Below are 14324 nucleotides of genomic sequence, written 5' to 3'. Positions count from 1 at the left end.
GAGATCTAGCGTAGCGACATCCGGACACGACTAGAGAGCGCACAAACCAAAGGCACTCCGCAGGTCTCCCCGCTCTCGATCATCGATGTCAGGTCAGCACCGCTCGCGCCAAACCGTCGGCATTATGGTTGCCGTTAAAGTAAGATTACCGACAAAGACGTCCCGACTACAAGAACACTCTTACCAATTGTCCTTGAACCACTTCACCGCTCGCTTGAGCGACCGGGCCGGATAGCGCTCTGCCGGGATCTCGAAATCCCACCATTCGTCCTGCGGATGCGCCGCGAAGAGGCACAGCCCCACCGCCGAGGCAAAGGCCGCCCCCGTCGCCGCCTGCGGCAACCCTTGCACGCGCAAAGGCCGCCCAAGCCGCACCTGCTGGCCCAATATCTTGGAAGCGAGCCCGTCGAGCCCCGGGATCTGGCTCCCCCCGCCGGTCAGCACGATCTGCTGGGACGGCAGATGCTCGAACCCCGCCGCATCCAAGCGAACGCGCACTTCCTCGAGGATCTCCTCGACCCGGGGCCGCATGATCCCGATCAGCTCGGCACGGCTGACCGTGCGCCGGTCATGCTCCCAATCGCCGGTATTGCCGCCGATCTCGATCATCTCGCGGTCGTCCATGCCAGTGGCGACCACGCCGCCATAAAACGTCTTGATCCGTTCGGCCGTCGCGGTCGGCACCTGAAGCCCCATCGAAATATCCGACGTCACATGATCGCCGCCCATCCGCACCGTGTCGGCATAGATCATGTGCTTCTTGACGAAGATGCTCAGCCCCGTCGCGCCGCCGCCCATATCGATACAGGCCGATCCCAGCTCCTGCTCGTCCTCGACCAATGAGGAAATCCCGCTCGCATAGGCGGATGAGGCAACGCCCGCCAGCTCCAGATCGCAGCGCTTGATGCAGTAAAGGATGTTCTGGATCGCCGTCGCATCCACGCTCAGCATATGCATATCGGCGGCCAGAACATTGCCCATCTGCCCGCGCGGATCGCTCAGCCCCGAGCGGTGATCGAGCGCGAAATTCACCGGATGCGCATGCAGCACTTCGCGCCCGTCGCCAATGTCCGGCACGTCGCAGGCCGCCAGCACCCGGCCGATATCGGCCTCCTGCACCTGCGCATCCTCAACCTCGACCGCCCCGGCCAGCCCGTAAGAGCGGGGCCGCGCCCCCGCCAGACAGGCGATCACATGATCGACCCGGACATTGGCCATCTTCTGCGCGGCCTGCACAGCGGTGCGGATCGCCCGCTCCGTCTCGGTCATCGCATCGACTTCGCCGAACCGGACCCCGCGAGACCGTGTCGTCGCCGCTCCAATCACCCGGAACGAGGATTGCCCGGCCATCGAGCCCACCCCTTCGACGCCAAAGGTCTCTGGCCCGTCAAAGCGCAGGATCAGGCAGGCGATCTTGGAGGTGCCCACATCGAGAATGGCGATCACGCCGCGCTGCATCGCCGCCCGCCGCATGTGCCGCATCGCCCGCTGGTTCTCGTATAGCTCCGTCATTGCCCGCTCGTCCTCGTCATCGCTCTTGCATCCCTCAATGTCTCGACTGCCTGCGGCGCCATCCGGATCGTCGGACGCGCGGGGTTTCTGAAATCGACCACCGTCACATCCCGCTCCAGCGCATCCTGCGCCTCATGCAGCGCCACGATCCGCTCCATCGCCGCGACCGCATCCTTGGCGGGCAGCATCACGCGCTGATTGCGGTCGAGCACCAGATCCCAGCGCCGCTCGCCCATCCGCACCAGCCCGCGCACGCGCCGCAGGATCGGATCGGCCGCCGCAAAGACGGCGAGCCCCTCTTCCAGCGCATCGGCCGCCCCGTCGCCCGCGATCAAGGGCAGATCCGGCCGCTCGATCCGGGTGGCCAGCGGGCCGACGATGACATGCTCGGCGTCCAACAGTTGCAGCCCGTCGCGCGAGCGCCAGATCGCGACCGGCACACGCGGCTCGACCTCGACCGACAAAACCCCGCCGGGTTTGACCCGCAGCCAGGCATCCTTGACCGGATCCAGTGCCACAACTGTCCGCCGCATCTGCTCCAGATCCAGATCAAAGGACGAGATCGGAAACTCCACCGGCAGCACCGCCCGCACGCCATCGGCCAGCGATCCGTCCACACCATCGATCGTCATCAGATCGACCTGAAATTCGGGCCGCCCCTCGATCTGCAACCGCGCCTCCGCCACCGCGTCGACGACGATCTGCCGGTTGCTCTCCTGCCCGACCCAGCTTGCGATCAGCCCGCCAAGCACCAAGAGCGGCAGCCCGCGCCGCAGCATCCACAGGTAAAACGGCGTGAGCATCATCCGCTCCAGCCGGTAGCTCCACCGCGAGGGCGCCGGATCGCGCTTGACCGGCGGCTCGGCCCGCCCGCCGGACGCATCGCCGCCGCGCTTCAACGGAGGGGTCAGCGGTCGCATGACGCATCCTCCACCATCCATCGGCACAGATCGGGAAAGCTCATGCCCGTCGACGCCGCCTGCTCGGGCGTCAGCGAGGTCGGCGTCATCCCCGGCTGCGTATTCGTCTCCAGCAGGATCAGACCATCAAGCCCGCGCGCCTCATCCCAGCGGAAATCGGTGCGCGTCACACCCCGGCAGCGCAGCACCTCATGCGCCCGCAGCGCATAATCCAGACAGGCCTCGAAAATCTCCGAAGGCACCTCCGCAGGCACCACATGCCGCGAGCCGCCCTCAACATACTTCGCATCGTAATCGTACCAGCCATCGGTCAGGATATCCGTGACCGTCAGCGCGCGATCCCCGACCACCGTCGTCGTCAGCTCGCGCCCCGGCGCGAAGGCTTCGACCATCACGGTCTCGGGCATCTCCTCGCCCAGAACCGGAGGCCGGTTCGCCCCCGCCTCCACCAGATAGACCCCGACCGAAGAGCCTTCGTTATAAGGTTTCACGACATAAGGCGGCACCATAACATGCCTTGCCGCTACCTCGGCCTTCGGGACCAGCACACTCTCCACCACCGGCAGCCCCGCCTCGCGATAGACGGCCTTGGTCCGCTCCTTGTCGAGCGCCAGCGCCGAGGCAAAGACCCCCGAATGCGTGTAGGGAAGCCGCATCCATTCGAGCAGCCCCTGAACGCAGCCATCCTCGCCCCAGCGGCCATGCAGACCGTTGAACACCACATCCGGAGAAATCTGATCCAGAACGGAACACAGATCGCGGCCCGCATCGACCTCGATCACTTCACATCCTGTCGTCCGCAAGGCGGCCGCGCATTCGCGCCCCGAACTCAGAGAGACCTCCCGCTCCGCAGAAGGCCCGCCCATCAACATCGCCACCTTGGGGTCTGTCCTGCTCGACATGCCCAAGTGCCTCGAAATTCCGACCGTTGCCCGGCCGTGTGTGCCCCTTATGCGGAGCGTTTACTTAGGGGCCGGTTCGCCGACCCTCATGATTTCCCACTCTAGCGTCAGACCACTGGAATCGTAAACCTTTTTCCGGACCTCTTCGCCCAATTCTTCCAGATCCGCCGCTGTGGCATCGCCCGCATTGGTCAGAAAGTTCGAGTGTTTTGCATTCATGACCGCCCCGCCCCGTCGCGCGCCGCGCATCCCGGCCTCGTCGATCACCTTCCAGGCCTTCAGATCATGGGTATCGTCCGCCTTGCCGGTCGAAGAAAAGCCCGCCGGATTGCGAAACGTGCTGCCCGCCGTCCGGTCCTTGGTAGGCTGCGTCTCGTCGCGCTTGGCCAACTGCTGCGCCATTCGCTCGGCCAGCGCCTCCGGATCGCCTTTCGGCCCTTCAAAAACCGCCTCCACGATCACCGCCCCGTCCGGCACGCGGCTCGAGCGGTAGGCCAGATCCAGCTCCGCCGCAGACAGCGTGACAAGCGATCCGTCGCGCAAGACGACCGTCACCTCGACCAGAACGTCCTTCACATAAGAGCCATAACAGCCCGCATTCATCCGCACCGCCCCGCCGATGCTCCCCGGAATGGTCCGCAGAAAGGTCAGATCCACCCCGGCCTGCGCTGCCTTGCGCGCCACATGCGCATCGAGCGCCGCCGCCCCGGCCCGGACCCGCGATCCCTCCACCTCGATCCCGTTAAAGCCCCGCCCCAGCCGGATCACTACACCGCGCACGCCGCCATCCCGCACGATCAGGTTCGAGCCGACCCCCATCGGAAACACCGGCACCTCTGGGGCAAGCTCCGCCAAAAAGGCGCTCAGATCCTCGTCATCGGCGGGCTGAAAAAACCACTCCGCCGGCCCGCCGACCCGAAGCCAGGTCAGATCCGCCAAGGACCGCTCGGCAGTCAGCGCGCCGCGCGGGCTTGATATATCCGTCATCTTCATCCGATCTCTCCCGGCGGGCTTTGTGGTCAAGTCGAACGGCCCGCTAAGGTTCCGGACATCGGCCAGCCGTCACGCATCATCCCGCCGCAGCCCCGTCACACGCAACACCCACCGTCCAAGGTACCGCAGCGGCCAGCGGAGCACCGAGGCCGCCCCCAGCAGAACCAGAAGGCCAAAGCCGATCCCGTTCTCCATCACGAACCAGATCCAAAGCGGGATCCCCGTCCCGATCAGCCAATAGGCCAGCTTCCAATGATGGTCCTTCGTCGGCAGCATCGCCCCGATGCTCGCCACCCCGAACCAGATCAGCATCAGGATCAGCGGAGCATTCACTTCGGAACCCTCGGCTGCTCCCCCCGGAAGCGTTTCCAGAAATAGATCAGCGGGTTGCGGAACATCGACACAAACCCGGCCATAGCGGCCAGCCCCCAAAGCCAGCCATCGGCGATCCAGACCCAGCCGATCAGGATCGGAGCAGCGATGAGCAGCATGATCCCAGGTGGATACTGCCAGCGCATCGGCATGAACGCGACCGCGGTGGCAATCACCACCCAAAGGCAAATCAGAAGGATCGGCAAGCTGACGGGCACGGGCGGTCCTTGTGTCGCTTCGGTTGCATCGACCTGTCTCCCCTCACCAAAAAGGGGAGACAGCTTTGACCGATACTACCAGAAGATTTAGCCCGCCTTAAGGCGCTCCGGCAATGCATTCGCCCAGGTCGAAATCGTACCGGCCCCAAGACAGACAACCATGTCGCCTGGCCTTGCCTGCTCTTTCACAAGCCGAACCAGATCGTCCTCTCCGGTGACGGACCGCGCATGGCGGTGCCCATGCCGGATCAGCCCCGCCACCAGATCGTCGCGCGACGCGCCCTCGATCGGATCCTCCCCGGCAGAGAACACCTCGGCGATCCCCGCGACATCGGCATCGCTGAAGCAATTGCAGAACTCCTCGAAAAGCGAGGACAGACGCGAATATCGGTGCGGCTGATGCACCGCGATCACCCGGCCCTCGCTGGCCTGCCGCGCGGCCTTCAGGACGGCGGCAATCTCGACGGGGTGATGCCCGTAATCGTCGATGATAGTCACGCCATCCACTTCGCCGACCTTGGTAAAGCGCCGGTTCACACCGCCGAACTTGGCCAGAGCCTCGCGAATCTCGTCTCCCTTCATGCCCAGATGCCGCGCCACGGCGACGGCACTCAAAGCATTCGAGACGTTGTGATCCCCCGGCATCGGCAGGCTGCAGCCCTCGATCACGCCCGCATCGCGCAGCTCAACATCGAAATGCGCGATCCCGGCCTTGTAATGCAGGTTCACCGCCCGCACATCCGCCTGCGCGTTGAACCCGAACGTCACGACCCGCCGGTCCGTGATCCGCCCCACAAGCGCCTGCACTTCGGGATGATCGGTGCAGCAGACGGCCAGCCCGTAGAACGGAATGTTCGACACGAAACTGTCAAAGCCCCGGCGCAGGCTGTCGAAATCGCCCCAATGCTCCATATGCTCGGGGTCGATATTGGTCACGATCGCAATCGTCGCCGGCAACCGGTTGAAGGTACCGTCGCTCTCGTCGGCCTCCACCACCATCCATTCGCCCTGCCCCACGCGCGCATTCGAGCCATAGGCATGGATGATCCCGCCATTGATCACCGTCGGATCCAGCCCGCCCGCATCCAGCAGCGCCGAGACCATTGTCGTCGTCGTCGTTTTTCCATGCGTGCCCGCCACCGCGATATTCGAGCGAAGGCGCATCAGCTCAGCCAGCATCTCCGCGCGGCGCACCACCGGCAGGCCGCGCCGCCGGGCCTCGGCCATCTCGGGATTATCCGCCTGAATTGCTGTCGAAACGACAACCACCTCGGCTCCATCCAGATTGTCCGCCCGCTGCCCTTCAAAGACAATTGCCCCAAGCTCCGTCAGCCGCTCGGTGATCTTGGAGGATTTCAGGTCCGATCCCTGCACCGTATAACCGTGATCGAGAAGAACCTCGGCGATCCCCGACATGCCGATCCCGCCGATCCCGACAAAATGGATCGGCCCGACATCGACGGGGACTTTCGTTGCGGCGGCCATGAGCGTTCCATCCATTCTTGTTCTTCTCCGTTATCCGCCCGCGATACGCTCCACCAGAGCCACCAGACGCTCCGTCGCGTCGGGCCGTCCGGAAGCCAGCGCCGCATGGGCCATTTTCACCGCTCCATCGGGATGACCCAGCACGAGGGCGATTTGTTCCGACAAAGACTGCGCATTAAGCTGAGATTCCGGCACAAGGATCGCGGCCCCCGCCTCCACAAGGCTCCGCGCATTGGCCGTCTGGTGGTCTGCCGTCGCGGCAGCATAGGGCACTAGGATCGCAGGCCGCCCGATGACGCTCAGATCCGCAACCGACGAGGCGCCCGCCCGGCTGATGACAAGCTGCGCCTCGCTCATCCGCGCCGGGATATCGTCAAAGAAGGGCTGTACATCGGCGCCGATGCCATGCTCGTCGTAAAAGGCCGCAACCCGCTCGCCGTCTTCGGCCCGCGCCTGATGGCTGACCTTCAGATGCCGCCGCATCGCCTCGGGCAAGGCGGCAATCGCACCGGGCACGACATCCGACAGGATCTTCGCGCCCTGCGAGCCGCCGATCACCAGAAGCTGCATCGGATAATCGCCGGGCGGAATATAAGGCGCACCCTCCCGCTCCAGCACCGCATTGCGCACCGGATTGCCAATCGGCTCGCCCTCGACGCCCTCAGGCAACTCGGTCGGCCAGGTCCCGCAGGCCACAGCATCGACGCGCTTGGCAAAAAGCTTGTTCACCCGTCCCAGAACCCCGTTCTGCTCGTGGATCATGCGCGGGATGCCCAGCAGCGTCGCCGCCGCCAGCGCCGGGATCGACGGATAGCCGCCAAAGCCGACCACAAGCGCAGGCGCATCCTGCCGCATCTGCTGCAACGCCGACACGCTTCCGCCCAAGATCCGCGCAGGCGCCATCGCCTTGGCGACAAGGCCGCCTCGGGCAAAGGTCGCGCTTCTGACCTCGCGGATCTCCACCGCCGCCGGAAAGCCGCCCGCATAGCGCGCGCCGCGCTCGTCCGTCGACAGGATCACCCGCCAGCCCATCGCCAGCATCGCCTCGGCGAGCGCCTGCGCGGGGAACATATGCCCGCCAGTGCCGCCCGCTGCGATGACGATCAGACGGCTCATCGCCCGCGTCCCAGCAGATCCGAAATCTCACCCTGAGGCCGCGTCCGCGTGAAGGCCAGAAGCATCCCCATCGCGATCCCGCTCGCGATGATGGACGAGCCGCCGTAGCTGACGAACGGCAGCGTCATCCCCTTGGCGGGCAAAAGCCGCACGGCCACACCCATGTTGATCATCGCCTGAACGCCGAATGCGCAGGCCAGCCCGGTCCCCGCGAGCCGGATGAAAGGATCACGCTCCTTCATCAGCCGCGTGAGCGAGCGCACGACGATAGCCGCGTAAAGGACGATGATCACCAGAACGCAGATCAGGCCGTATTCCTCGGCGGCGACCGCGATGATGAAATCGGTATGCGCATCGGGCAGCGACCACTTCACCTGCCCCTCGCCCAGACCCACGCCGAAAAAACCGCCTTCGCGGATCGCGTTGGTGGCATAACCCAGCTGCGTCGTCGGATCGACATCGGGGCTCAGGAACCCGTCAATGCGGCGCGCGAAATGCTCGGATCCCGAATAGGCGATGGATCCCGCCAGGATCGCCAGCATCCCGAGCCCCACCAAAAGGGCAATCGGCGCACCGGCCACGAAATACATCACACCCCAGGAAAACATGACAAGGCAGGCCTGCCCGAAATCGGGCTGCAGGGCGAGAAGCGCGCAGATCGTCATCGCCAGAAAGAAAGAGTAGGTCCGCCCGGGCGGGCCGCCGATCTCTCCGGCGGCGGCCATGAACCAGGCGGCCACGACGATGAAGCCGGGTTTGAGGAATTCCGACGGCTGCACGCTGGCAAAACCCAGCGAATACCACCGCACGGCGCCCTTGCCGAAATCGGTGCCAAAGACAGGCAGGAAGATCAGCGCCACGAAGGCGGCCAGAAAGCCCAGCACCGCCAGACGCCGCACGACGACCGGCATCATCATCGAGGTGATCGCCATCGCGATCAGCGCCGCCGCGCCAAAGACGGCCTGCCGGGTCACGTAATGGAAAGGCTCGAACCCGTTCTTTTCAGCCAAGGGAGGGGATGCGGCAAAGCCCAGAAGCAGCCCCATGCCGAATAGCCCTAGCACGAAGGCCATCGACCAACGGTCGATGGTCCGCCACCACCGTGGAAGAATCGGATCGCCGCTCCGGATCGGAGCCGCTCCATAGACCATTTCCGTCATGGAGTTCTGCCTACTGCCTCTGCCTTGTCCCTTTTCGGGATCTGACCAAGGGCTTAGCCCGAAATCAGGCGCAAGGCCAAGGAAAATTGAGCCATAGGCCGCAATTTGCAACCCGCGATGGCCCCCGGGGCAATCCGCACCCTCTCCGCGGGGGCAGAATTTTCTAGAAAATTCTGGCAGCCAAAATCTTCTAGAAGATTTTGCCCCGCCCCGCGCCGGTCTCAGATCAGCAGAGAATACGCGCCTTCATGGCGCAGCAGCGCGATTTTTGTCTCTATCCCTCCGGGGGCGGAGAACCCGCCCAGCCCAGAGGCGCCGACGACGCGGTGGCACGGAATGACGACCGGGATCGAGTTGCCGCCGCAGGCCGCCCCGACCGGTTGCGGCATGGCGCCCAGATCCGTCGCAATCTGCCCGTATTGCCGCGTCTGCCCAAACGGGATCGCCTGCATCGCCGCGCAGACAGAGCGCTGGAACGCCCCGCCCGACGGCCGCAGCGGCAGATCGAACACCGTCAGGTCCCCGGCAAAAAAAGCCTGCAACTGCCGCTCCGCCTCCCGCAACAGCTCGGTCTCCGCCGCCCCGTCCCGGCGCCAATGGATCGCCGTAATCGCGCCGTCCTCCTCGGTCAGGGACAGCCACCCAAGCGGTGTTTCGACGCATCGCGTTGGCATATTGTCTCCTTCCGCCTGTACCGGACCGATCCTAGACCGGCCAAAGCCGCACCAAAAGAGGTTCCGCTCAGTTCTGCTCCGGGATCACAAGCTCCACATCGAACGCATAGGGCACCTCGACGATCGGCCCCGCTGTGAAGAGCTCGATCTCATCGACCTGCCCGTAGTAGAATTCGACCTGGCGACGCGAGGCGGCCGCTTCATCGGAATAATTCACCGTCTTGAACGGTTTGAGAAACCGCCCACCCGACCGCGCGAAATGCCGATACTGGACCTGAACATTCCCGGGCACCTTGTTGAAGCTGGTGATGATCCGGTTGCCATCCATCTCCAGCCAGTCCGGCAGAACGTCAGCTCCAAGCCGTTCCCGTTCGATCCCGGGCATCGTCTTCACGATGAACTGCCCCTGGACCCGTTCAGGCGTCACGGGAAACTGCTCAAGATCGTACTCGATCCGGTTGATCGTCCAGTCATAGGCATCTTCGCCTAGCGCGATGGGATCGCCGGATGCATCGACGAATGTCGCCTCCACCGCCTCGTCCTCCAGTTCGTAACGCGAAAAGACATCGAGGAAGAGCCCGCTGACCGCATCGGGGTAGTCAAACGCCACCTGCGCCGAATAGCCGTTCTGGCGCGGCGTGATCGCCCCTGCGATCTCATCCGCAGGGATCTCGAACGGCTCGGAGGCAAGCCGTGCGGCGACCTGCTCTCCAAGATAAACCGGTCCGCCCAGTTCAATCCCCGGCAGCGTCTGCACCTCGTCCAGCGCGTCGAAATCCACGACATCCAGCACCACCAACTCGCTCAGCATCTCCCCGCCGTCCGGCGCCAGGATCGTCACGCTGACATCCCGGGGGATCCCGTTGAACCCGGCGCTTCCGTGGTAAAGATCCGGAGCCATCATGCCGCTTTCGGTCATCGCCTCATCGATCAGCGCCTCGACTTCCGCGTCCTGCAGATCCCCCGATAGAGCCTGCTCCAAAAGCCCGTCCAGGATCTCGACCATCGCCTCGATCTGCTCCGGGTGGCCCCAACTGCCGCTGCTTCGGAACAGATGCTGCCCGGTCTCGTCACGGGCCTCGATAAAGATCGCATCCGTCTCAAGATCCACCGGCTCCCCGTCGGTTCGTTCGATCTGCACAAAGACCTGATGATCCTCCTGCGCCGTAAAGGTGACCTCGTAGGGCCCGATCTTCTGCGTCTCGCCAATGTCGCGGGGGCCGAACTCTGCCTCCAGCACCGCGCCCGGAAGGTCCGCCTCGAACCGCCCTTCGATCTGCCCGGCCAAGCTCGCATCCTCCGGCGTCGTTCCCTCCGCATTATAGATCACCCGAACCCATGTGCCGTCGAAGACCCCCTGGATCGACGGATCGGTATTGTCATATTCGGTCCCGATGCCGATCCGTCGCCCATCCTCGAGTATCACCGTCTCCCAGGTCAGCTGCGAGTCGAGGGGAAAGTCGAAAGCCTCAATCGGAACGGCCGCGCCCGTAAACGACAACTCGGCCGCCAGCGTCTCGAGATAGATCTGCACCATCTCGGAGGTAGATCCGTAATCCTCGACAATCGTGATCTCGGGCGAGGTATACTGGACCGTCTCGGGCGGCATTTGTGACTGCAAGCGGCGGCTCTTTATCCAGTAAAGCATCCCGTAGGTCCCGTTGAACCCCTCGCGCAGCGCCTCGTCCTCGATCGTCGCGATCCGCGTGCGGACCTCCGCCTCTTCCGCCTCGAGCGCAGCCAGCTGATCCTCCAGATCCTCCTCGCATCCCGCCAGAGCAATCACCGCCATCAGACATAGCGGCCCCTTGAAAAACCTCATCGAAATCCGTCCCCTTAAACCTATTCCCCTCCCCCTATCGCCAGATCAGGCAAGGCTCAATGCAGCGCCGCATATTGCGGGCCCGCGAGGACTTTGCGGGACGATGTCGTAATCCAAACCGGGATCCCGCAGGCACAAGCGCACCGAAAATGACACAGCACTGCTCTGGAGAGCGGATCTGCGAGCTGACGCGGTCACTCATGCTGGCTGGACAACGGGCGGCCGTCTCAGGATCGACCACTTCCAAAACCGGATCTCTTCAGGCGCCGATCTGGTCTCAGCCCGTCGGCAGGTGCCCAACCACATGGGCGGACATGTCATCCAGGCGCGGGCAGCCCTCTTTCCCGCACCCGGCAGCCCTGTCAGCTGGCATATACCGCCGTTTCAAATGCTTCATAGGTTCGCATATAGGGCTCTTCCGCAAAGGGCAGAGACTGCGTGAAGATCACACCGGCCACGTCCGAGCTGCGATCGACCCAGTAATGCGTATTGCAGACGCCGGCCCAGCTTTGTGACCCTGCCTTCCTGCGGCCCGGCACATCGGACTCGAACCGAATGGCTGCAAAGCTGTGCGTCGTCCCTTCGGGAAGGACCACATCAGCGCTTACCGGTGGAGCGACAGTGACCATACGCTCGAACAGCTTTCCTTCCATCTGGTCTTCCAGCATCGCGGCAAAGGCACCTTCCGAAAGGATGCGGTTGCCGTTCAGCTCCCCGCCGCGCAGAACCATCCTCAGAAATTTGATATAATCCGGCGCTGTCGAATAAAGGCAATGTCCCATGCCATATACCTCCGGCTGCGGCGGCGGGGCCAGGTCAAACGGGCCGAACCTGCCGTCTTCACCGCGGGCCTGAACACCGGCCAGGCGGTCCGCCATGGCGTCCGGTTCGAAAGCGGTGTCCGTCATGTCCAGAGGATCGAAGATTTCCTCCCGGCAGAATTGGTCAATGCGCCGCCCGTCGAGGGCTTCGACGACTTGTCCCAACCAGTCGATACTCGGACCATAGCCCCAGCGTTCGCCCGGATCATACATCAGCGGGTAGCTCAGCGAGGCCTTGGTGCCGCTCAGAATGCTAGGATGGCCCGTCACCGCAAGGTATTTGGCAGCGTCAGGAGACCAGAACTCGTATTCCAGCCCGCTCCGGTGGGTGGCAAGATGGCGCATAGTCGCTTTCGTCTTGGGCGCGCGCATGATGGGCGTGTCACCATCCCAGCCCTCCAGGACCTGCAAGGCATCCCACTCTGGCAGTACATCCGCCACAGGCGTGTCCATCGACATCTTGCCCCGATCGATCAGGATCATCGCAGCAAGCGATCCGATAGCCTTCGTCGCCGAGAAAATTCGAAAGACGGTATCCTCTGCGGCGGCGCGCCCTTCGGCGGCTTGCCCGGCGTGTCCCGAATAGGTCACGCCGTCGGCATTCGCACTCATCGCGACAACAAACGGCACGTCCCGCGCCGCAACGGCATCCTTCAGGACTTGGTCAATGTGATCAGGCGACATGTTTCCCTCCCAAAATTTATCCCGAAAGGGTAAAGACTTGCACGCAACAAGCAAACATCCTCTCAAAGCAACGTCTTGCGCAATCTGAAGGTGGCCACGCGCATCGCGATAGACGCTGCAACGCCGACCGAATTCTGGTATTTCTGTCACCGACCGAACACCAACCTAAATCGCCTGAGTTATCCTGTGGTTTACGTGGATCGCCAAACTCGGTCCGGCCCCTTCAAGACTGTCTCCCGGGTCCAAAGCAAACATCCGCGCAGCCTCGTCGACATGGATGCGCAGATCTTCACACCGCCCTTTACATCCGCACGGTCAGGCCGGTTCCAAATGTCACGACCCGAACCTGCCACCTTGCCCTGAACCGCCCGCTCTGCCACCTCCCGTTCCATGACGCGAACCCTCATCATCGGCGCAGGCGCGGCGGGCCTGATGTGCGCGGCCCATGCCGGGCCGGACACGCTCGTGATCGACCACGCCAAGGCAGCCGGAGAGAAGATCCGCATCTCCGGTGGCGGGCGATGCAACTTCACGAACATGCATACGGCGCCCGACAACTTTCTCTCGCAGAACCCGCATTTCGCCAAATCCGCGCTCTCGCGCTACACGCAGTGGGACTTTCTGGACCTCGTCCAGGCCCACCAGATCGCCTGGCACGAAAAGACCCTCGGACAGCTCTTCTGCGACCGCTCCGCCCGCGACATCATCGCGATGCTGCTGGCCGAGATGGAGAAGGCAGACGCCACCCTTCAGCTCCAGACCTCCGCCCTCGACATCGCAAAGACCGAGACCGGCTTTCGCGTCACACTCGAAACCCACGGCAAGCGCCGGACGATCACTCCGCAACACATTGTCCTCGCCACCGGCGGCAAGTCCATCCCCAAGATGGGCGCCACCGATTTCGCCTACCGCATCGCCCGCCAGTTCGGCCACGCCGTCACCCAGACGCGTCCCGCCCTCGTCCCGCTCACCGTCGAAGACCGCTTCAAGCCGCTCGCCGGAACTGCAGCCCCCGCCCGCGTCTGGACCGAAACCTGCGCCCCTTTCGAAGAGGCCGTCCTCTTCACCCACCGGGGCCTCTCCGGGCCCGCCATCCTGCAAGCCTCCTCCTACTGGACGGACGGAGCGCCGCTGTGGATCGATCTTCTTCCCGATACGGATCTGGCTGTCGATCTAAAGGCTCAGAAAAAGTCTTACGGACGCAAGGCCCTGACCACCGCGCTTGCCCGCCACCTGCCCCAACGCCTCGTCGATCACCTCGCCTCCGAACTGGCACTGACAGGCAACGTCGCCGACCAGCCCGATGCTGGTCTCGACGATCTGGCCGCCGCCCTCGCCGCCTGGAAGGTCACCCCCACCGCGACCGAAGGCTACCGCACCGCCGAAGTCACGCTGGGCGGTATCAACACCGACGGGATTTCCTCGAAAACCCTGCAATCAAAGACCGTCCCGGGCCTTTACATGATCGGCGAAGCCGTGGATGTCACCGGCTGGCTCGGCGGCTACAACTTCCAATGGGCCTGGTCCTCCGGCTGGGCCGCCGGGCAGGCCATCGCGCAGACCGCCGCCTGACCGGCAAATGGCCCCGCCCCCTGTCACCCTCCGTTAACATTCCCGTCGTTGCGCCGGTCTCGCACAGGCTGTA

At 63.9% G+C, this 14324-nt stretch carries 13 protein-coding genes; 1 reads left to right on the top strand and 12 read right to left on the bottom strand.

Features of this window, described 5'->3' with window-relative positions; all coding sequences use genetic code 11:
- Positions 1–180: 180 nt before the first annotated feature.
- The 12 genes from ftsA to AAD018_RS12925 all read right to left on the bottom strand — a co-directional run bounded on the left by ftsA (position 181) and on the right by AAD018_RS12925 (position 12679).
- Positions 181–1512: a cell division protein FtsA gene (gene ftsA / locus AAD018_RS12980; RefSeq protein ID WP_367314511.1), complete on the bottom strand. Its 1332-nt coding sequence runs from the start codon at positions 1510–1512 to the stop codon at positions 181–183.
- The gene (locus tag AAD018_RS12975; RefSeq protein WP_367314510.1) at positions 1509–2432 is read right to left on the bottom strand and encodes a cell division protein FtsQ/DivIB; all 924 of its coding nucleotides are present in this window, start codon (positions 2430–2432) and stop codon (positions 1509–1511) included. Before AAD018_RS12975 ends, ftsA begins: the two co-directional genes overlap by 4 nt.
- On the bottom strand, positions 2420–3334 hold the full coding sequence (locus AAD018_RS12970) for a D-alanine--D-alanine ligase (RefSeq protein WP_367314508.1): 915 nt from the start codon (positions 3332–3334) through the stop codon (positions 2420–2422). The genes AAD018_RS12975 and AAD018_RS12970 overlap by 13 nt, the downstream gene beginning before the upstream one ends.
- 60 nt (positions 3335–3394) lie before the next feature.
- Positions 3395–4321: a UDP-N-acetylmuramate dehydrogenase gene (gene murB, locus AAD018_RS12965; RefSeq protein WP_367315193.1), complete on the bottom strand. Its 927-nt coding sequence runs from the start codon at positions 4319–4321 to the stop codon at positions 3395–3397.
- A 75-nt stretch (positions 4322–4396) separates the two neighbouring features.
- Positions 4397–4660 (bottom strand): DUF2484 family protein, encoded by a 264-nt coding sequence (locus AAD018_RS12960; protein WP_367314507.1) that lies wholly within the window; start codon positions 4658–4660, stop codon positions 4397–4399.
- Positions 4657–4917 carry a DUF2484 family protein gene (locus tag AAD018_RS12955; RefSeq protein WP_367314506.1) on the bottom strand — a complete coding sequence of 87 codons (261 nt, stop codon included), beginning with the start codon at positions 4915–4917 and terminating at the stop codon, positions 4657–4659. The genes AAD018_RS12960 and AAD018_RS12955 overlap by 4 nt, the downstream gene beginning before the upstream one ends.
- An 87-nt stretch (positions 4918–5004) precedes the next feature.
- Positions 5005–6402 carry a UDP-N-acetylmuramate--L-alanine ligase gene (gene murC, locus AAD018_RS12950; RefSeq protein WP_367315192.1) on the bottom strand — a complete coding sequence of 466 codons (1398 nt, stop codon included), beginning with the start codon at positions 6400–6402 and terminating at the stop codon, positions 5005–5007.
- Positions 6403–6432: 30 nt separating this feature from the next.
- The gene (murG, locus tag AAD018_RS12945) at positions 6433–7518 is read right to left on the bottom strand and encodes an undecaprenyldiphospho-muramoylpentapeptide beta-N-acetylglucosaminyltransferase (protein WP_367314505.1); all 1086 of its coding nucleotides are present in this window, start codon (positions 7516–7518) and stop codon (positions 6433–6435) included.
- A complete protein-coding gene (gene ftsW, locus AAD018_RS12940) occupies positions 7515–8678 on the bottom strand; it encodes a putative lipid II flippase FtsW (protein WP_367314504.1) in 1164 nt (387 codons plus the stop codon). The genes murG and ftsW overlap by 4 nt, the downstream gene beginning before the upstream one ends.
- 221 nt (positions 8679–8899) lie before the next feature.
- Entirely contained in the window at positions 8900–9352 is a 453-nt protein-coding gene (locus AAD018_RS12935; protein ID WP_367314503.1) for a methylated-DNA--[protein]-cysteine S-methyltransferase, read from the bottom strand.
- Positions 9353–9419: 67 nt separating this feature from the next.
- On the bottom strand, positions 9420–11174 hold the full coding sequence (locus AAD018_RS12930) for a hypothetical protein (protein WP_367314502.1): 1755 nt from the start codon (positions 11172–11174) through the stop codon (positions 9420–9422).
- Positions 11175–11536: 362 nt separating this feature from the next.
- Positions 11537–12679, bottom strand: coding sequence for a serine hydrolase domain-containing protein (locus tag AAD018_RS12925; RefSeq protein WP_367314501.1), 1143 nt, complete (start codon positions 12677–12679; stop codon positions 11537–11539).
- A 390-nt stretch (positions 12680–13069) separates the two neighbouring features.
- On the opposite strand from AAD018_RS12925, the gene AAD018_RS12920 reads away from it, so the two are divergent.
- Entirely contained in the window at positions 13070–14251 is a 1182-nt protein-coding gene (locus AAD018_RS12920) for a BaiN/RdsA family NAD(P)/FAD-dependent oxidoreductase (protein WP_367314500.1), read from the top strand.
- Positions 14252–14324 lie beyond the last annotated feature (73 nt).

Origin of the sequence: Aestuariibius insulae (assembly GCF_040783535.2) — a bacterium.
Taxonomy (GTDB): Bacteria; Pseudomonadota; Alphaproteobacteria; order Rhodobacterales; family Rhodobacteraceae; genus Aestuariibius; species Aestuariibius insulae.
This window is presented reverse-complemented; position numbering and strand designations above follow the sequence as displayed.